Raw genomic sequence first — 17,895 nt, forward strand, 5'->3', positions numbered from 1 at the left:
GGCCCGTATTCCCCCCTTGCCGACTCAGCCGCCAAAGCCTATATGCCGCCTACTTCTTGACATGGTTAGCCAGTTGGGACGTCGGGGCCGCGGGCCGCGGCGGCTGTACCCACATGCTTTCCGGTCATCCGAAACAGGAATTTTCTTTGGCCGATCTCGACGTCCTGAATGCGATCATCGCGCCCGAAGCCGAGGCTTTGGGCCTTGCGCTGGTGCGCGTCGCCTTCTTTGGCGGCGAGAGCGACCCGACGCTGCAGGTGATGGCCGAGCGCCCCGACACGCGCCAGCTGACGATCGAAGATTGCGCCGACCTGTCGCGCCGCATCTCGGCCCAGCTCGACGCGCTCGAGGAAGCGGGCAAGGACCCGATCGATCAGGCGTATCGGCTGGAAGTGTCGTCGCCCGGCATCGACCGGCCGCTGACGCGCCCCGCCGACTTCGCCGACTGGGCGGGGCATGAGGCCAAGATTGCGCTGAAGGAAAAGCGCGACGGGCGTCAGCGCTTCAGCGGTGTGCTGATCGGCATCGAGGGCGATGTCGTGACGATCCAGGATTCTCAAGAGGTCGAGCATAAGTTGCCGTTCGACGCGATCGACACGGCGAAGCTCGTTCTCACCGACAAATTAATTGCCGCAACCGTCCCGCTTTCAGCCGAAGGCGCCGACGAAATGGAAGAAGAAGGACAGGACTGATGGCCACTGCCATTTCCGCCAACCGTGCCGAACTGCTGGCGATCGCCAACAGCGTCGCCAGCGAGAAGATGATCGACAAGGCCATCGTTATCGAGGCCATTGAAGAAGCGATCCAGCGCGCCGCGCGCGCCCGCTACGGTGCCGAGAACGACATTCGTGCCAAGCTCGATGTCCAGACCGGCGACCTGCGCCTGTGGCGCGTCGTCGAGGTGGTCGAGACCGTCGAGGATTATTTCAAGCAGGTCGATCTGGCTGCGGGGCAAAAGCTGCAGAAGGACGCCCAGCTCGGCGACTTCATCGTCGACCCGCTGCCCGCGGTCGACCTTGGCCGTATCGACGCCCAGTCGGCGAAGCAGGTGATCTTCCAGAAGGTCCGCGAAGCCGATCGCGAGCGCCAGTATCAGGAATTCAAGGATCGCGCGGGTGAGATCATCACCGGCGTCGTGAAATCGGTCGAATTCGGCCACATCGTCGTCAACCTCGGCCGCGCCGAAGGCGTGATCCGCCGCGACCAGCAGATCCCGCGCGAACTGATGCGCGTCGGTGATCGCGTCCGTGCGCTGATCCTGTCGGTGCGCAGCGAAACCCGCGGCCCGCAGATTTTCCTCAGCCGCGCGCACCCCGACTTCATGAAGAAGCTGTTCGCGCAGGAAGTGCCCGAAATCTACGATGGTATCATCGAGATCAAGGCCGCCGCCCGCGACCCGGGTTCGCGCGCCAAGATCGGCGTCATCAGCTATGACGGCAGCATCGACCCCGTCGGCGCCTGCGTCGGCATGAAGGGCAGCCGCGTTCAGGCGGTGGTTCAGGAAATGCAGGGCGAAAAGATCGACATCATCCCCTGGTCCGAAGACACGGCGACCTTCGTCGTCAACGCGCTCCAGCCCGCAACGGTCCAGCGCGTCGTGATCGACGAGGATGACAGCCGTATCGAAGTCGTCGTTCCCGACGACCAGCTGTCGCTCGCCATCGGCCGCCGCGGCCAGAATGTCCGCCTCGCCAGCCAGCTGACCGGCAGCCAGATCGACATCATGACCGAGGCCGACGCCAGCGAAAAGCGCCAGCGCGAATTCGTCGAACGCTCGACGATGTTCCAGGAAGAGCTCGACGTCGACGAAACGCTCGCCCAGCTGCTCGTTGCCGAAGGCTTCGGCGAACTCGAAGAAGTTGCTTATGTGGGCATCGAGGAGCTCGCGAGCATCGAAGGCTTCGACGAGGAATTGGCGCAGGAGCTGCAGAGCCGCGCGACCGAAGGGCTCGAGCGCCGCGAAGAAGCGTCGCGCACGCAGCGTCGCGAGCTCGGCGTCGAGGACGCTCTGGCCGACATTCCGCACCTGACCGAAGCGATGCTGGTCATCCTCGGCAAGGCGGGCATCAAGACGCTCGACGATCTGGCCGACCTCGCGACCGACGAACTGATCGCCAAGAAGCGCACCGACAACCGCCGCGGCCCGCCGCGCAGCGAACGCGCCGAGGACAAGGGCGGCGTGCTGGGCGAATATGGCCTGAGCGAAGAGCAGGGTAACGAGATCATCATGGCGGCACGCGCCCACTGGTTCGACGACGAAGAGTCGAGCGAACCGGCGGCCGAAGCATCGCAAGCTGGGCCCGCGGCGGAGCCGCTAACCGGGGAGGCCGCCGATGCGGACCCCGCACAATGATCAGCTGAGCGAACCAGACCGCGCTGGACGGCGCGGCCAGCATGTGCCCGAGCGGCGCTGCGTCATCACCGGCGAGGTTGCGCCGGCCGAACGGCTCGTGCGCCTTGCGCTCGGGCCCGACGGCACAATCGCGCCCGACGTGCACGGCAAGGCGCCGGGACGCGGGGCGTGGATCGGCGTCGACCGCGCAACACTCGAAGCGAGCCAAGCGAAGGGCAAGCTGAAGGGCGGCCTTGCGCGCGCGCTTCAGGACAGCAATTTCACGATCCCCGACGATCTGGGCGCGCGCATCGAGGCGCAGCTGGAGCGGGCCACGCTCGACCGGTTGGGGCTGGAATCGCGCTCGGGTACGTTGCTCAGCGGCAATGAAAAGATCGAAACCGCGGCGCGCAAGGGCCAGGTTCGCTTGCTTCTCCACGCCAGCGACGCGGGCGAGGACGGGCGAAAGAAACTGGCGCAGGCGTGGCGCGTCGGCGAGGACGCCGAAGGGTCGGGCCGCGAAGGCAAAGTCTTGCCGGTGGACCGGGGCACCCTATCTATGGCATTAGGGCGGGAGAATGCGGTGCATCTGGCGATTATCGACGCCCGCGCCGCAGACCGGGTGCTGGCGCATTTGAGCCGCTGGCAGTTTTTCACAGGATGGAGTAGGGACGCGGCCAATCGCGATTCCGACCCGCATGCCGCGCCAGCCTCTGGCGAGGAAAAAAAGGGGGCGCTGCCGACCAGCACCGCCGCTTCGGACGCGTTTTGAAGGAATGATAAGTTTCGATGAGTGACGAACAGGACAAACCGACCCTTACCCGCAAGCCCCTGGGGCTGAAGCGGACGGTCGAGGCCGGACAGGTGCAGCAGCAATTCAGCCACGGGCGCCGGAATACGGTGGTGGTCGAGGTGAAGCGTCGCCGCGTGCTCGGTCGTCCGGGCGAAGCCGCGCCGGTCGAGGTCGAAGAGGTCGAGGCCGCTCCGGCGCCCGCGCCAGCTCCCGCGCCGGCTCCGAAGCCGGCCGCGCCCCGCGTCAGCGAGAATGACAGCCTGATGTCGCGTCAGGAACGCCAGGCACAGCTGCTGCGCGAAGCCGAAGAGGCGCGCATGTCGGCGCAAGAGGATAATCGCCGCCGCGACGAAGCCGCGCGTGCCCGCGCCGCAGAGGAGGAAAAGGCGCGCGCTGAAGCCAAGGTCGAGCAGACGACCGCGAAGGCCGCCGAGCCCGCTCCCGCCGCGCCCGCGGCCGAAGTGCCCGCTGCCGCCGCTGCCGCCGCTGCTCCCGCCGCCGAAGCGCCTGCTGCTGCGCCGCAGAGCGACGCTGCGCCCACGCCGGCGCCGCGCGCAACGACCAGCGCCGCTCCCGCACCGCGCCGCTTTACCCCGGTCGCGGCGCCCCCGCGCCCCGAACCCAAGCGTCCCGAGCCGAAGGCAACTCGTGGCGGCGACAGCCGCCGCCAGTCGGGCAAGCTCACCGTCACGCGGGCGCTGAACGAAGACGAAGGCGCGCGCGCGCGCAGCCTCGCGGCGCTGAAGCGTGCCCGCGAAAAGGAAAAGCGTTCGCACACCGCCTCGTCGGGTCCGCGCGAGAAGCAGATCCGCGAAGTCGTTGTGCCCGAAAGCATTACGGTTCAGGATCTTGCCAACCGCATGGCCGAAAAGACCAGCGATCTGGTCAAGGCGCTGTTCAAGATGGGCGTCCCGTCGGCGAGCACCGACACGATCGATCAGGACACCGCCGAATTGCTCGTCACCGAGTTCGGGCATGAAATCATCCGCGTCAGCGAAGGTGACATCGACATTCGTCACGACGAAGACGTCGACGATGCCGAACATCTGAAGCCGCGCGCCCCGGTCGTCACGATCATGGGTCACGTCGATCACGGCAAGACGTCGCTGCTCGACGCGCTGCGCGGTGCGAATGTGCAGGCGGGCGAAGCCGGCGGCATCACGCAGCATATCGGCGCCTATCAGGTGAAGACCCCCGACGGCTCGCTCGTTACCTTCCTCGATACGCCGGGCCACGAAGCCTTTACCGAGATGCGTCAGCGCGGTGCCAATGTCACCGACATCGTCATCCTGGTGGTGGCGGCCGACGACGGGCTGAAGCCGCAGTCGATCGAGGCGATCAAGCATGCGAAGGCGGCCGGCGTGCCGATCATCGTTGCGATCAACAAGGTCGACAAGGAAGGCGCCAATCCGCAGCGCGTCCGCGAACGCCTGCTCGAACATGAGCTGGTGGTCGAGGAAATGGGCGGCGACGTCCAGAATGTCGAAGTGTCGGCGCTCAAGAAGACCGGCCTCGACAAATTGCTCGAAGCGATTGCGGTGCAGGCCGAGATCATGGAGCTGAAAGCCAACCCCGACCGCGCCGCCGAAGGCACGGTGGTCGAGGCCAAGCTCGACAAGGGCCGCGGCCCGGTGGCGACGATCCTCGTCCGCCGCGGTACGCTGAAAGTCGGCGACATCTTCGTCTGCGGCGCCGAAAGCGGCCGTGTCCGTGCGCTCATCGACGATCAGGGCAAGCAGATCAAAGCCGCTACGCCCTCGATGCCGGTCGAAGTGCTGGGTCTGGGCGGCGTTCCGATGGCGGGCGACACGCTCACCGTCGTCGAGAATGAAGCGCGCGCCCGCGAAGTTGCGACCTATCGTCAGGAACAGGCGACGCGCAAGCGCACCGTCCAGGCGCCGGTCAGCCTCGAAGGCATGTTCGAGGCGCTCGCCGACAAGGCGAACGTCATTCAGTTCCCGGTGATCATCAAGGGCGATGTGCAGGGGTCGGTCGAAGCGATCGTCAATGCCCTGAACAAGCTGTCGACCGACGAGATCCGCGTCCGCGTGCTCCAGTCGGGCGCCGGTGCGATCACCGAGAGCGACGTGACGCTGGCGGCGGCGACCAAGGCGCCGATCATCGGCTTCAACGTCCGTCCGAACTCGAAGGCGCGCGACATTGCGAAGCGCGAAAACGTCCGGTTCATGTACTATGACGTCATCTATCACCTGACCGACGAGATCAGGAAGGAAATGGCGGGCGAGCTGGGTCCGGAACGTGTCGAAACCGTCGTCGGCCGCGCCGAGGTCAAGGACGTCTTCCCCGCGGGCAAGCGCGACAAGGCCGCCGGTCTGCTCGTGCTCGAAGGCGCGATCCGCAAGGGGCTGCATGCGCGTCTCACGCGTGCCGACGTCATCGTCTCGGCAACGACGATCTCGTCGCTCCGCCGCTTCAAGGACGACGTCGCCGAAGTGCGCGCCGGTCTCGAATGCGGTGTTGTGCTGGCCGATACCAACGACATCAAGGCGGGCGACCACCTCGAAGTCTTCGAAGTCGAACTGCGCGAACGGACGCTGTAAACTGACCCTGTGCCCCCGCGAAGGCGGGGGTCCAGAGCGGCACGGAGCAACGATGGATGGGAAACCGGCCGGGCTATGTCTACATCATGGCCAGCGCCCGCAACGGCACCATCTATATCGGAGTGACGAGCAACCTCGTAAAGCGGGTGTGGGAACATCGGAGCGGCGTCGTTAAGGGGTTCACGCGTGACTATGATTGCAAGCTGCTCGTCTGGTATTTGGCGTTCGACGATATTCAGGATGCCCGCGCCCACGAACTGCGTATGAAGAAATGGAATCGTGCATGGAAATTGCGCGCGATCGAAGAGAATAATCCGCTGTGGCACGATTTATATCCGACGCTCGCGCCTTGACGCTCTGGGTCCCCGCCTTCGCGGGGATACATTGAGCATGGCTCGCTATGTGGCATTGTTCGGCAGCATCAACGTCGGCGGTAACCGGCTGAAGATGGTCGACCTGCGCGCGGCGTTCGAGGCAGAAGGCTTTTCCGACGTCGAAACCGTCGTCGCCAGCGGCAATGTCATCTTTTCGCACCCCGCGCGGCCGACGCGCGGGCTGGAGGAAAAGCTGACGCTGATGGTCGACGACCGGTTCGACATGAGCTGTGCCGCGCTCGTGCGCAACCGCGACGAGCTCGCGGCAGCTATTGCCGACAATCCGTTTGCGGGGACGAATGAGGACAAGTTCGTCCATACGATGTTCCTCGACGGCCAGCCGACCGCGGCCCAGTTCGACGCGCTCGCCAGCGACAAATGGATCAAGCCGAACGAGCGCCTCGCGCTCGGCGATCGCGCGCTTTTTATCGACTATGGTGACGGCGTCGCCGACAGCAAATTGACCGCGCGGGTTATCGAGCGCCGGTTGGAACATAAGGGCACGGCGCGCAACATGCGCTCGATCGCCCGGATTATCGACAAGCTCGACCAGTTGGAGAAAGCGGAGCCATGAAAACCGAAAAGGACAAAGGCCCGACGGTCCGTGCGCTGCGCGTTGGCGAACAGGTGCGCCATATCCTGTCGGACATCCTCGCGCGCGGTGATGTGCACGACGATTTGCTGGCCAGGCATCCGGTGAGCGTCACCGAAGTGCGTATGTCGTCGGATCTGCGCCACGCGACCGTCTTCGTGAAGTCGCTGCTCGGCAAGGAAGAGGAAGCGATCCTCAAGGCGCTGCGCACCAACACCGCCTGGCTGCAAAAGAGCGTCGCCGAAAAAATGGCGCTGAAATATGCCGCGAAGCTGAAATTCCTGTCCGACGAGAGCTTCGACGAGGCGAGCCATATCGACAAATTGCTGCGCGACCCGAAGGTCGCGCGCGATTTGGAGAGTGGTGAGGGGCAAGGCGACATTTGAGCTTCGTTCGTGTCGAGCGAAGTCGAGATACCCATCAAGATGGCGCAAGGCCGGGGGTATCCCGACTTTGCTTGATGCGAAGGGTTTAGGGTGGTTACTTCCCTTTGATCCCCGCCGCCTGCTCCAGTTCGACCAGCGCTTCTTCCAGATAGTCGATCATCCGCTGGGCGTGCGGCACACTCCGCCTGCACGCGGTGATGCCGAAGTCGATATTCTTGTTGTTCGACACCTGCGTGATGTTCATCGCCATGCCGTCGACCGGGATACTTGCGGGATACATGCCGTCGAGCCGCGCGCCGTTCCAGTACATCTGCTCGCGCGGGCCCGGCACATTCGATATCGTCACCGAGTAAGCGGGAAAACGGTCGGCGGTGCGCGTGAGCGCGGTCAGCATCATCGGGAAGCTGGTGATCGCGGTATAGAGCTGGATCTGCGCTGCGGTCATCGCGCGGAGCTGCGCCTTGGCCGAATTCATCGAAGCCTGGATCGCCGCCATGCGCTCGGCCGGGTCGTCGATATGCGTCGCGAGATTGGCGGTCACCGACGCGACCGAATTGCCCGAATCGACGTCGTCCTTGGGGCGGATCGATACCGGCGCCATGGCTTTGAGCGGTTTGTCGGGCAGCTCGTTGAGCGATTGCAGATATTTGCGCATTGCCCCCGCGCACATGCCGAGCACCGCGTCGTTGATCGTCCCGTCATAGGCCTTGCCCATCGCGCGCACGCGTTCGAGCGACCAGCTTTGCGCGACAAAGCGGCGCGCGCCGGTGATATTGCGGTTGAAACTGGTCCGGGGCACCCCGGCGAACGGCGTGCTCAGTCCGTCGCCGCCGATGCCGAACATCGCCGCGACATACTGGTTCAGCGCCTTCGTCACCCCGACGCTGTTCCCCCATTGCTCCTTCAGGAAATCGCCGATTGCCTTGATGTCGGTCAGATTGGGGCGCGGCGGCTTTTTTGGCGTCGGGAACTGGCGCTTATAGGCTTCATAGGCCTCGACCGACAGCGGCGAGAAGGCGCGCCGCTCGTCGGGATCGGCGGAGAGCATCGAATTATAGAAATGGATACTCGCGGCGCCGTCCATCAACGCATGATGCACCTTCTTGAAGGTCGCGATCTGCCGGTTCGGCAGGCCCGAGATCAGCGTGATTTCCCACAGGGGACGCGTGCGGTCGAGGAGCCCCGAATGAAGCCGCGAAGCCAGCTCGAACATCTCGCGATACCGCCCTGGCTTGGGGAGCGCCGCGGCACGGACGTGATAATGCATGTCGATGTCGCGGTCGGGTTCCAGCCGGATCGGGCCATATTGGCCGAGCGGCGTCAGCTTCAGCACCTCGCTGAACGGCCGCCGTAGTCCTTCCGATTGCCGGAGCAGCGCCAGCTGCTCGTTCAACCACTCGGTCTCGTCGACCTTGTCGGGCAGCGTATAGAGATTGATTCCGCCGATATGCATCGGGGTTTCGCGACTTTCCCCCCACAGGAACATCGCGTCGGTCACGGGCATCAGTCGCACGGCAGCTCTCCCCACTGTTTATGCTGCATCTTTTGTCGCGCAGCATGACAGGGGGCGTGGTCGAGTCAAGCACCCCACGCATCGTCACCCCGGACTTGATCCGGGGTCCATAGCCGCTGGCACGGGATGGACCCCGGATCAAGTCGGACACGGCGCGTGACGCGTCCGGGGGTGGCGATAGTTTGATGATTGGCGGGGGCCATCGAAGGCGTTATCGCCCTCTCTATGGCCAAGCTCTATTTCTATTATGCCAGCATGAATGCCGGCAAATCGACGACGCTGTTGCAGGCGGATTTCAACTATCGCGAGCGCGGCATGGAAACGATGCTGTGGACCGCGGCGCTGGATGATCGCTACGGAGCGGGGCAGGTGACGAGTCGTATCGGGCTGATCGCCGAAGCGCATAAATTCGACCCCGACAGCAATTTGTGGGCCGCGGTGAATGCCGAAAACGCCGAACGCCCGCTCGCCTGCGTGCTCGTCGACGAGGCGCAGTTTTTGACGCGCGCGCAGGTGCTCGAGCTCGCACGGCTCGCCGACGAGGTCGGTATCCCAGTGCTCTGCTATGGCCTCCGCACCGATTTTTCGGCCGAGCTCTTTCCTGGATCGGCGGCGCTGCTCGGGATCGCCGATGCGCTCGTCGAATTGAAGGCGGTGTGCGAATGCGGGCGCAAGGCGACGATGAACCTGCGCGTCGACGAAGCGGGCCGCGCGGTGGTCGAAGGCGTGCAGACCGAGATCGGCGGCAACGACCGCTATGTCGCGCTGTGCCGGCGCCACTTCATGGCGAAGCGGCGCGAAGCCGCCGAGGCGCTGGCCGATGCTTGATCGCCTTTACGTCGAACTCGCCGACGGCGACCTCGCACTCGTCAAACTCACCGAAGCGCACCGCGAGGCGCTGCGCGCCGTTTGCGCCGCCGATGCCGATATCTGGACGATCTATTCGTCGAGCTTCGGCCCCGGTCATTTCGACAAGAGTTTCGATGTGCTGATCGGGGGCACCAGCCGCATGCCCTACGCAATCATGGACGGCGACACGCTCGTCGGCATGACCGCATATCTGCGTCCCGACGTGTCGGCGCAGACGGTCGAGATCGGGAACAGCTTCATCCACCCCGATGCGCGCGGCACGGGCTTCAACGGCCGCGTGAAGCGGCTGATGCTCGACCATGCCTTCGCCGTCGGCATCCGCCGCATCGAATTTCGCATCGACGAACGCAACAAGCGCAGCCAGGCGGCGGTCGCCAAGCTTGGCTGTACCAAGGAAGGCGTGCTGCGGTCCGAACGCAAGACCTGGACGGGATATGTTCGCGACACCGGGCTCTGGTCGCTGCTCGCGGACGAGTGGGCCGCGCGCTGATGGCCTGTTTCGGGTCAGTGCAGGTTCAGATTGCTTCTGCTAGCACGCGCATCGGGTAGGGTAATGCCGACCGAAAGATATGACATGAAACCGAATCTCGCTCTCTCCCTGGCCGCCATGCTGCTCCCCCTTTCGGCAGCGGCGGCCACCGAGCCCGCGAAGGAGGCACGCGAACTCGGCGTCGAATCGAGTATCGTCTTCCCCAGCGATGCATCGATCCGCAACTGGCAGGCCGACCGCGATCGCGGCATCTGGGTCGAAGGCCGCCGCGGCGAATGGTTCTACGGCACCTTCGCCTCCTTTTGCCGTGATATCGATTTCGCGCAGGCGATCGGTGTCGATACGCGCGGCGTTTCGCGGCTCGACAAGTTCGCAACGATCCTTGTGCGCGGCGAGCGTTGTCCGCTGACCTCCTTCGTGACCTCGGCGGCGCCACCGTCAAAGAAAGAGAAGAAGGCGGCCGACGACGCTGCGAAAGCCGCCAAGTCAAATTGACAGCCGCCGCCCTACGCCATAGCGGCGCGGGATGAACGGCTGGATCATCCTCGACAAACCCCTGGGGCTGGGCTCGACGCAGGCCGTCGGCGCGGTCAAGCGCGTGTGCCGCGAGGCGGGGCTGGGCAAGGTCAAGGTCGGCCATGGCGGCACGCTCGATCCGCTCGCCACGGGGGTGCTGCCGATCGCGCTCGGCGAGGCGACCAAGCTGTGCGGGCGGATGCTCGATGCGAGCAAGATATACGACTTCACCATCGCTTTCGGAACCCAGACCGCCGGGCTCGATGCCGAGGGCGAGGTGGTTGCGACAAGCGACGTCCGGCCGACGCTTGCGGAGGTCGAGGCGGTGCTGCCGCGCTTCACCGGCCCGATCGAACAGGTGCCGCCCGCTTTTTCGGCGATCCGGATCGATGGCCAGCGCGCCTACAACCTGGCGCGCAAGGGCGAGGCGGTCGAGATGAAGGCGCGCAGCGTCGAGATATTTTCCCTTCGTCATGCCGGGCTTGATCCGGCATCCATTCCGGCGGCGAAGTCGTGGACCCCGGATCAAGTCCGGGGTGACGAGGCAGGGGAAGAGGAGGGGGTCGATGAAATCACCCTCACCGCGCATGTCTCGAAGGGCACCTATATTCGCAGCCTCGCGCGCGACATCGCGCACGCCGTCGGGACCGTCGGTCATGTCATAATGCTTCGCCGCACCAAGGCCGGGCCGTTCGATCTGGAACAGGCGATTTCGCTGGACAAATTGAACGCTTTCGGCCAAGGGGCCGCCCAATCAGAAGTATTTCTGCCGCTTGAGGCAGGGCTGGTCGACATCCCGGCTCTGAACCTTTCCCCGGAAGCGGCAGGGGCGATCCGTCAGGGTCGTGTCTGGACCGGGGGGTGCACGGATGACGGGCTCTATTGGGGAAGGGACAGCGACATGCGTCCCGTTGCCCTGATCGAGGCTTTGGCGGGAACGCTGAAGGTCGTCCGCGGCTTCAATCTGTAAACAAGGATGTTCGAGGAAAAAAGATTATGTCGATTACTGCTGAGCGCAAAACCGAAGTCATCACCGACAATGCCCGCGCAAAGGGCGATACCGGTTCGCCGGAAGTGCAGGTCGCAATCCTGACCGACCGCATCAACACGCTGACCGCCCACTTCAAGGCGCACCACAAGGACAACCACAGCCGCCGCGGCCTGCTGATGATGGTGAACAAGCGTCGCAGCTTGCTCGACTATCTGAAGAAGAAGGACGAGGGTCGTTATCAGGCTCTCATCGCGAAGCTGGGTCTTCGTAAATAAGAATTTCTGGCGGCCCCGGACTTCCGGGGCCGCTGTCATATTGGTCCCGCGCGATTTTGCCGGACCACAGGGCCGCTCCCGCATCCGGCGGGACCGCCATTGGGGCAGACAGACGCCCCGCACCGCCCCGGGTCGGATTACCCGGAACTAGAGGCCCCGCCCGGCATCGGGCCCGGCGGGCGAAGGAAACTCCATGTTTGACGTGAAAAAAGTATCGATCGAGTGGGGCGGTGAAACGCTGACTCTCGAAACGGGCAAGGTTGCCCGTCAGGCCGATGGCGCGGTTGTCGCGACGCTCGGCGAAACGATGGTGTTGGCTGCCGTGACCGCTGCAAAGACGGTCAAGGAAGGGCAGGATTTCTTCCCGCTCACCGTCCACTATCAGGAAAAATATTCGGGCGCAGGCCGCATCCCCGGCGGCTTCTTCAAGCGCGAGCGCGGCGCGACCGAAAAGGAAACGCTGGTTTCGCGTTTGACCGATCGTCCGATCCGTCCGCTGTTCCCCGAAGGTTTCTACAACGAAATCAACGTCATTGCCCAGGTCCTGAGCTATGACGGCCACAATGAACCCGACATCCTCGCGATGGTCGCCGCGTCGGCCGCGCTCACCATTTCGGGCGTGCCCTTCATGGGCCCGATCGGCGCCGCGCGCGTCGGTTATGTCGATGGCGAATATATCCTGAACCCGACCGATGCGCAGGTTGCCGCGGGCGACCTGGACCTCGTCGTCGCCGCCACCTACGACGCGGTGATGATGGTCGAATCCGAAGCCAATGAGCTGTCGGAAGAGATCATGCTCGGCGCCGTGCTGTTCGCGCACGACGCGTGTAAGGACGTCGTCAAGGCGATCGTCAAGCTGGCCGAACAGGCTGCCAAGGAGCCTTGGGACATGGCCGAACAGGCTGACCTGTCGGCCGCCAAGGACAAGCTGAAGAAGCTGATCGGCAAGGACATCGCCGCTGCGTACAAGCTGACCGACAAATCGGCCCGCTCGAACGCGCTGAACGCCGCGCGCGCTGCCGCCAAGGCTGCTTTCGCCGACGCCGCGCCGCAGGACCAGATGGCTGCCGGCAAGCTGGTGAAGAAGCTCGAAGCCGAAATCGTTCGCGGCGCCATTCTCAAGGACGGCAAGCGCATCGACGGCCGCACGACGACACAGATTCGTCCGATCCTCGCCGAAACGCACTTCCTGCCCCGCGCGCACGGCTCGGCGCTGTTCACACGCGGCGAGACGCAGACGATCGCGACCTGCACCTTGGGCACCAAGGACAGCGAGCAGATGATCGACGGCCTCAATGGCCTCAGCTACTCGAACTTCATGCTGCACTATAACTTCCCGCCCTATTCGGTCGGCGAAGTCGGTCGTTTCGGGGCGCCCAGCCGCCGCGACATCGGCCATGGCAAGCTGGCATGGCGTGCACTGCATGCCGTGCTGCCGACGAAGGACGAGTTCCCGTACACGATCCGCATCACCAGCGACATCACCGAGTCGAACGGCTCCTCGTCGATGGCGTCGGTTTGCGGCGGTTCGCTCGCCATGATGGACGCGGGCGTTCCGCTCAAGCGTCCGGTTTCGGGCATCGCCATGGGCTTGATCCTCGAAGGCAAGGATTTCGCGATCCTGTCGGACATCCTTGGTGACGAAGATCATCTCGGCGACATGGATTTCAAGGTGGCGGGCACGTCCGAAGGCATCACCACGATGCAGATGGACATCAAGATCGCGGGCATCACGCGCGACATCTTCGAAGCCGCTCTGAACCAGGCGAAGGAAGGCCGCGCGCACATCCTCGGCGAAATGGCAAAGGCGCTGGGCGAAGCCCGCACCGAGCTGTCGGCGCACGCGCCGCGTATCGAGACGATGCAGATCGACAAGTCGAAGATCCGCGACATCATCGGCACCGGCGGCAAGGTGATCCGCGAGATCGTCGCGACCACCGGCGCCAAGGTCGACATCGACGACGAAGGCCTGATCAAGATCTCGTCGAGCGATCCCGAGCAGATCGAAGCCGCGCGCAAGTGGATTTCGGGCATCGTCGAGGAAGCCGAAGTCGGCAAGATCTATGACGGCAAGGTCGTCAACCTCGTCGATTTCGGTGCGTTCGTGAATTTCATGGGCGGCAAGGACGGTCTTGTCCACGTCAGCGAAATCGCCAACGAGCGCGTCGAGAAGGTCGCCGACGTCCTGAGCGAAGGCCAGGAAGTCAAGGTCAAGGTCCTCGAGATCGACCCGCGCGGCAAGGTTCGCCTGTCGATGCGCGTCGTCAATCAGGAAACCGGCGAAGAGCTGGAAGACACGCGCCCGCCGCGTGAAGCCCGCGAACCGCGCGGCGATCGTGGTCCGCGCCGTGATGGCGGCGACCGTGGCCCGCGTCGCGAAGGCGGCGGTGGCGGTCGTGACCGCGGCCCGCGCCGTGACGGCGGCGGCGAAGGTCGCGGCGATCGTGGCCCGCGCCGCGAACGCAGCGAAGGTCCGGAAGATCAGGGCCATGTGCCCGACTTCCTGAAGGACTAAGCCTTCCGCTATCGAATTTGGAAAGGGGCCGCGAAAGCGGCCCCTTTTTTCTTGGCGGCAGGGTAGAAGGTGTCAGCTACGGGATCGACGCCAAAGTCGCGCATATGGACCTGTCTGTCTGTAAACAGGTTGCGAACCTGCCCGAATTTGTTCGTCCTAGTGATAGCATGACGAAATAGGACGCAATGTAGGTTGCGCTATAGGATTCTCAATGTTCTCTTTTTGTACTGCCGGAATGTTCTTCGGCAGAATTGCAAAGGAGAACTTATGAGCTGCGCCCCCATTGCCACGCAAGCCGAAGCCGAGGTCGGGATTGCCAATGACAAGACGATGACACCGCTTCGGACGAAGCAGGCCATCGACGCGCTCGGCGTGTCCCGAGCTGCCCTCGCGTCCCCACTGGGCGCTGGCATGGTCGGCGTCGGCCAAACAAAATTAGGCGTCATCGCACCCGTAACCCCTCAGCAGTTTGGCGCCGCGGGCGATGGGACAGCCGATGACGGCGCAGCATTGTCGTCGGCACTAAGCGACCTTTCCGCTCGCGATTATCCTGGTGGAACGATTGTCTTTCCCGGTATGGAAATGAACCTTGGGACGACCTCCTATGAGGTGGGGGACGAGATTGATCTGTCGCTTGGCAGGACGTGGCTTTACGCTAGCCCGGCAGCCCGCCTCTTCTCCTATGGCTGGGGAACTTCAGGGGCCGGCAACCAGATTGCCCGCCCGCGCGTGACGGGCGGCAATATCCGGCTGTCCGGCACCGGGCGCACGGCGTTCGCATTCGAGAATTGCGACAGTCCGTTGATCCGTGACACATCAATCGACCTTCTCGCGGCGTCGCAAATCGGCATCCACGTGAAGGGCCTCTACGATCCGCACGCGCCTTATTACGGCGTGCTCGACAATGTCCGCGTTTCGGGCGGCAGCAATCCCGTCCCTGGTGACGGCCGCATCGGTATCCTGTTCGAGGGCGTCGCAGCCCCTGGCGCGGTAGCGCCGAACCGCTGGATACTCAGCAACCTTCGCCACGTCACTGCGGTCGATTACGGCATCGATATCCGTGCTTCTGCTGGAATGGTCGGCAACAACATCAACCTCGAAAATTGCTACGAGGCTGCGGTGCGCTTCGGTCATAACGCTCGCCGCTACACGGGGACAGTGACCGGGGTCGTCGGAGCTGGGACAGGCGGCATCATTGTCGGTGGGATGATCGGGACCGATTTTGATGTCGCCGCCGCGCTGATCGTCAACGACGGCGCCAATGCGGGCCTGTCGATGCCCGTCTTTTCCTTTAATGCAAGCACGGGGCAAATCCTGTTCCCCTATGGCCTGCCCTATGCTTTTGTTCCCGGTGACAGCATCACTTTTACTGAGATCAAGGCAAATTGTGTTACTCTCTCGAACGTCACCTACGAGGGAAGCGCATATGGTGAAGATTTCGCGGTGTTTGCGGCGGGTGCCCGCTCTTGCAAGCTAGGCACAGCATTCCTGACCATGGCGAGCGGACGCGCATTTTACCGTGAGGTCGAGGATATCAGCAACACTATCGCTACGCGCTACGAGACTTTCTTCTTCGAGAAGGTGCTTGGCGGAACCGATGGCACCGAATGGCTTGATCCTTCTCACATCGCTTCTGACGCGGGCGGCTGGGCCATCCCGGAAGGAAACGCCTGGGTCGATAGCGTGACGATCACCGGCAGCATCCGCACGCCCGGAAGCAATGGCGGGATTATCGAGGCCGATGCCTATGCAAATGGCATCTCACAGGGCATCAAGCCGGTCCTAACCCGTTTGTCGCCAAATTTCGGAACGAGGGTCCGCAAATCCTTGACCAATAGCCAGACGTTGAAAATCGGGGACCAGATCAAAGTTCTCATTACCAAGAGCGATGGCCTAGCGGTCGCCGAGCGCGTCCGAGTCGCCGTCCGCGTGGGGATGATCGGATAAGCAAGTCACCGAGCGGGGCGGCGGGGATGACTCCTCGTCGCCCTAGCGTCTCAACAGGGTAACGAGCTTGCGCGCCAAGCATTGCCGTTCCGGGCGAACCTCAATTCTCTCTTGTTGTCACCCCAACTCCGCCCTTAGGAACGCGCGGATCTTCATCCAGCTATCCGCCCGCGCCGCCGCATTGCCTGCTTCGGACCCGCCAAGCTTCGCCCAATATCGTCGCGCCTTTTCGTCGGCGAAGGGCGCCCCCATCACGCCGTGGCCGGCATCCTTGTACCGCAGCACGGCCGGCGCCGCAGCGCCGGCCTTCGCCGCGCGCGCGACGATCTGGTCGGTCATCGGACAGCTCGGCCACAGTTTCTCGGCCTCGCCGCAGACGAGCAGCAATTTGCCCGGGAATTTCTCGACCGGAATGATCGCCGCCGGGTTCTTGTCCACTTCCTTCAGCCCGTTCACGAATACCGGCATCAGCCCGTCGCTGCCCGGCTGCCCCTTATAGGCGAGGTGGGGGAGGGGCTTGCCGCCTTCGCTCCACGACGAGCTGAACGAACCGAACATATAATTTTCGCCCGTCATTCCGTCCCAGACGACGCTCGAGGGCATGCCGAGCACCGCGGCGCGAATGCCCGGCGTGCGCGTTGCGACGACCAGCCCGGCCTCGGCGCCCTTCGAATAGCCGACGATACCGAGCCGCTTCGCATCGACCCCGGGCTGCTTCTTCAGCCAGTCGAGCCCCTTGGTAAAATCTTCGAGCGGGATGTTCTTGAGCTTTGCCGATTTGCCCGGCGCATTGTGATAGGCGAGCTGGAGCGTGCTATAGCCTTCGGCCTGCAACAGCAGCGCCAGCGCGCGCATATCCCTGCCCAGCCCGCCTTCCGAACCGCCGAGCAGCAGGATGGCCGGATGCGGCCCCGCGCCCTTGACCGGATAATAGTTGGCGAAAATTCCGTCGCGCGCGATCCGCTGCCCGGTAGGGCCTGCTTCGGCGATCTTCGCGGGCGGTGGTGGCTGCGCGATCATCCACGCCATCCCGCCAGCGCCAACGATGACCAGCGCCCCCAATATGCCGAGTGTGATTTTCCATTTCCGCTTCATGGCCGCCCTCCATGTCTCGCTGTCTTATTTGTATAGGGCAGCGGGCAGCCTTTCCACAAAAAAGAAGGAGCCGCTTTCGCAGCCCCTTCCTGACCCGGTACCGGCGCGATCAGTCGAACAGACGCTCGGCATAAACGCTGCGCAGCTGTGCGAAATTATCCCAATGCGGCGTCGGCGTCCGATCGCGCAGCTTTGCTTCGAGCACGTCGATATGGCTGTGCCAGCCCGCGCTGACATTGAGCAGCACCGAGGGATCCTCGACACGCTGGTGGACGATGGTCAGCAGCACCTCATCGCCCTTTTCGGCCAGCGTGAAGGTCACGCCGCCGGTGCTGCCCCAGCTGATCGCGAGCAGGCGCGGCGCGTCGATCGCCACGATCTCGCAGCTCATCCGGTGCTCGTCGCCAAAACCCTCGGGACGTGCGCCCGGCGGGTCGGTGAGCTCGTCGTTGCGCCACACAAGCTCCACCGGCGCGCCGACCTTTTCCTCCATGGCACCCGCGGCGAGCCACTGGCGGCGCAGTTCACTGTCGGTGAGGTACGACCAGATGCGCTCGACCGGACCGGGGAGCAGGCGCTCGATCGTCAGTGTCGCGGGCGGGGTGACCAGTCCGTAATTGTCCTGGGTAAGCATCGTCGTCATCG

Annotated in this window: 17 protein-coding genes; 14 read left to right on the forward strand and 3 right to left on the reverse strand. The window is 63.9% G+C overall.

Going from position 1 to position 17,895, the window contains the following annotated elements; genetic code table 11:
- The first annotated feature begins 146 nt into the window (after window positions 1–146).
- Genes rimP through rbfA form a run of 7 tightly spaced genes read left to right on the forward strand, consistent with a single transcriptional unit; the run spans window position 147 to window position 7,038 of the window.
- Window positions 147–692: a ribosome maturation protein RimP gene (rimP, locus tag AC07NV_RS12710; protein ID WP_495166733.1), complete on the forward strand. Its 546-nt coding sequence runs from the start codon at window positions 147–149 to the stop codon at window positions 690–692.
- Window positions 692–2,353, forward strand: coding sequence for a transcription termination factor NusA (gene nusA / locus AC07NV_RS12715; protein ID WP_495166734.1), 1,662 nt, complete (start codon window positions 692–694; stop codon window positions 2,351–2,353). The genes rimP and nusA overlap by 1 nt, the downstream gene beginning before the upstream one ends.
- Window positions 2,334–3,104, forward strand: a complete 771-nt coding sequence (locus AC07NV_RS12720; protein WP_495166735.1) for a DUF448 domain-containing protein — start codon at window positions 2,334–2,336, stop codon at window positions 3,102–3,104. The genes nusA and AC07NV_RS12720 overlap by 20 nt, the downstream gene beginning before the upstream one ends.
- A gap of 17 nt (window positions 3,105–3,121) precedes the next feature.
- A complete protein-coding gene (infB, locus tag AC07NV_RS12725) occupies window positions 3,122–5,686 on the forward strand; it encodes a translation initiation factor IF-2 (RefSeq protein WP_495166736.1) in 2,565 nt (854 codons plus the stop codon).
- Window positions 5,687–5,742: 56 nt separating this feature from the next.
- Window positions 5,743–6,039 carry a GIY-YIG nuclease family protein gene (locus AC07NV_RS12730; protein ID WP_495166737.1) on the forward strand — a complete coding sequence of 99 codons (297 nt, stop codon included), beginning with the start codon at window positions 5,743–5,745 and terminating at the stop codon, window positions 6,037–6,039.
- Window positions 6,040–6,076: 37 nt separating this feature from the next.
- Window positions 6,077–6,634 (forward strand): DUF1697 domain-containing protein, encoded by a 558-nt coding sequence (locus tag AC07NV_RS12735; protein WP_495166738.1) that lies wholly within the window; start codon window positions 6,077–6,079, stop codon window positions 6,632–6,634.
- Window positions 6,631–7,038 (forward strand): 30S ribosome-binding factor RbfA, encoded by a 408-nt coding sequence (gene rbfA / locus AC07NV_RS12740; RefSeq protein WP_495166739.1) that lies wholly within the window; start codon window positions 6,631–6,633, stop codon window positions 7,036–7,038. The genes AC07NV_RS12735 and rbfA overlap by 4 nt, the downstream gene beginning before the upstream one ends.
- A gap of 94 nt (window positions 7,039–7,132) precedes the next feature.
- On the opposite strand, the gene AC07NV_RS12745 is transcribed toward rbfA, so the two are convergent.
- Window positions 7,133–8,542, reverse strand: coding sequence for a WS/DGAT/MGAT family O-acyltransferase (locus AC07NV_RS12745; protein ID WP_495167267.1), 1,410 nt, complete (start codon window positions 8,540–8,542; stop codon window positions 7,133–7,135).
- Between the two features lie 234 nt (window positions 8,543–8,776).
- Here AC07NV_RS12745 and AC07NV_RS12750 point away from each other — a divergent pair, with 234 nt between their 5' ends.
- The 7 genes from AC07NV_RS12750 (at window position 8,777) to AC07NV_RS12780 (ending at window position 16,155) form a co-directional block, all read left to right on the forward strand.
- Window positions 8,777–9,379, forward strand: a complete 603-nt coding sequence (locus tag AC07NV_RS12750) for a thymidine kinase (protein ID WP_495166740.1) — start codon at window positions 8,777–8,779, stop codon at window positions 9,377–9,379.
- Entirely contained in the window at window positions 9,372–9,911 is a 540-nt protein-coding gene (locus AC07NV_RS12755) for a GNAT family N-acetyltransferase (RefSeq protein ID WP_495166741.1), read from the forward strand. Before AC07NV_RS12750 ends, AC07NV_RS12755 begins: the two co-directional genes overlap by 8 nt.
- An 84-nt stretch (window positions 9,912–9,995) precedes the next feature.
- Window positions 9,996–10,406, forward strand: a complete 411-nt coding sequence (locus AC07NV_RS12760; RefSeq protein WP_495166742.1) for a DUF6491 family protein — start codon at window positions 9,996–9,998, stop codon at window positions 10,404–10,406.
- Window positions 10,407–10,437: 31 nt separating this feature from the next.
- Window positions 10,438–11,397: a tRNA pseudouridine(55) synthase TruB gene (gene truB, locus AC07NV_RS12765; RefSeq protein ID WP_495166743.1), complete on the forward strand. Its 960-nt coding sequence runs from the start codon at window positions 10,438–10,440 to the stop codon at window positions 11,395–11,397.
- Between the two features lie 26 nt (window positions 11,398–11,423).
- Complete coding sequence (gene rpsO / locus AC07NV_RS12770) at window positions 11,424–11,693, forward strand: 30S ribosomal protein S15 (protein ID WP_293839114.1); 270 nt, start codon at window positions 11,424–11,426, stop codon at window positions 11,691–11,693.
- A 193-nt stretch (window positions 11,694–11,886) separates the two neighbouring features.
- Complete coding sequence (pnp, locus tag AC07NV_RS12775; protein ID WP_495166744.1) at window positions 11,887–14,208, forward strand: polyribonucleotide nucleotidyltransferase; 2,322 nt, start codon at window positions 11,887–11,889, stop codon at window positions 14,206–14,208.
- A 267-nt stretch (window positions 14,209–14,475) separates the two neighbouring features.
- On the forward strand, window positions 14,476–16,155 hold the full coding sequence (locus AC07NV_RS12780; RefSeq protein ID WP_495166745.1) for a hypothetical protein: 1,680 nt from the start codon (window positions 14,476–14,478) through the stop codon (window positions 16,153–16,155).
- Window positions 16,156–16,272: 117 nt separating this feature from the next.
- Here the strand turns inward: AC07NV_RS12780 and AC07NV_RS12785 are convergent, their stop codons facing one another.
- Both AC07NV_RS12785 and AC07NV_RS12790 read right to left on the reverse strand, forming a co-directional pair.
- Complete coding sequence (locus AC07NV_RS12785; RefSeq protein WP_495166746.1) at window positions 16,273–17,250, reverse strand: acyl-CoA thioester hydrolase/BAAT C-terminal domain-containing protein; 978 nt, start codon at window positions 17,248–17,250, stop codon at window positions 16,273–16,275.
- Window positions 17,251–17,359: 109 nt separating this feature from the next.
- Window positions 17,360–17,893: an SRPBCC family protein gene (locus tag AC07NV_RS12790; RefSeq protein ID WP_495166747.1), complete on the reverse strand. Its 534-nt coding sequence runs from the start codon at window positions 17,891–17,893 to the stop codon at window positions 17,360–17,362.
- Between the last annotated feature and the right edge of the window lie 2 nt (window positions 17,894–17,895).

The sequence above is a fragment of the Sphingopyxis sp. GW821-FHT10B01 genome, assembly GCF_059415685.1.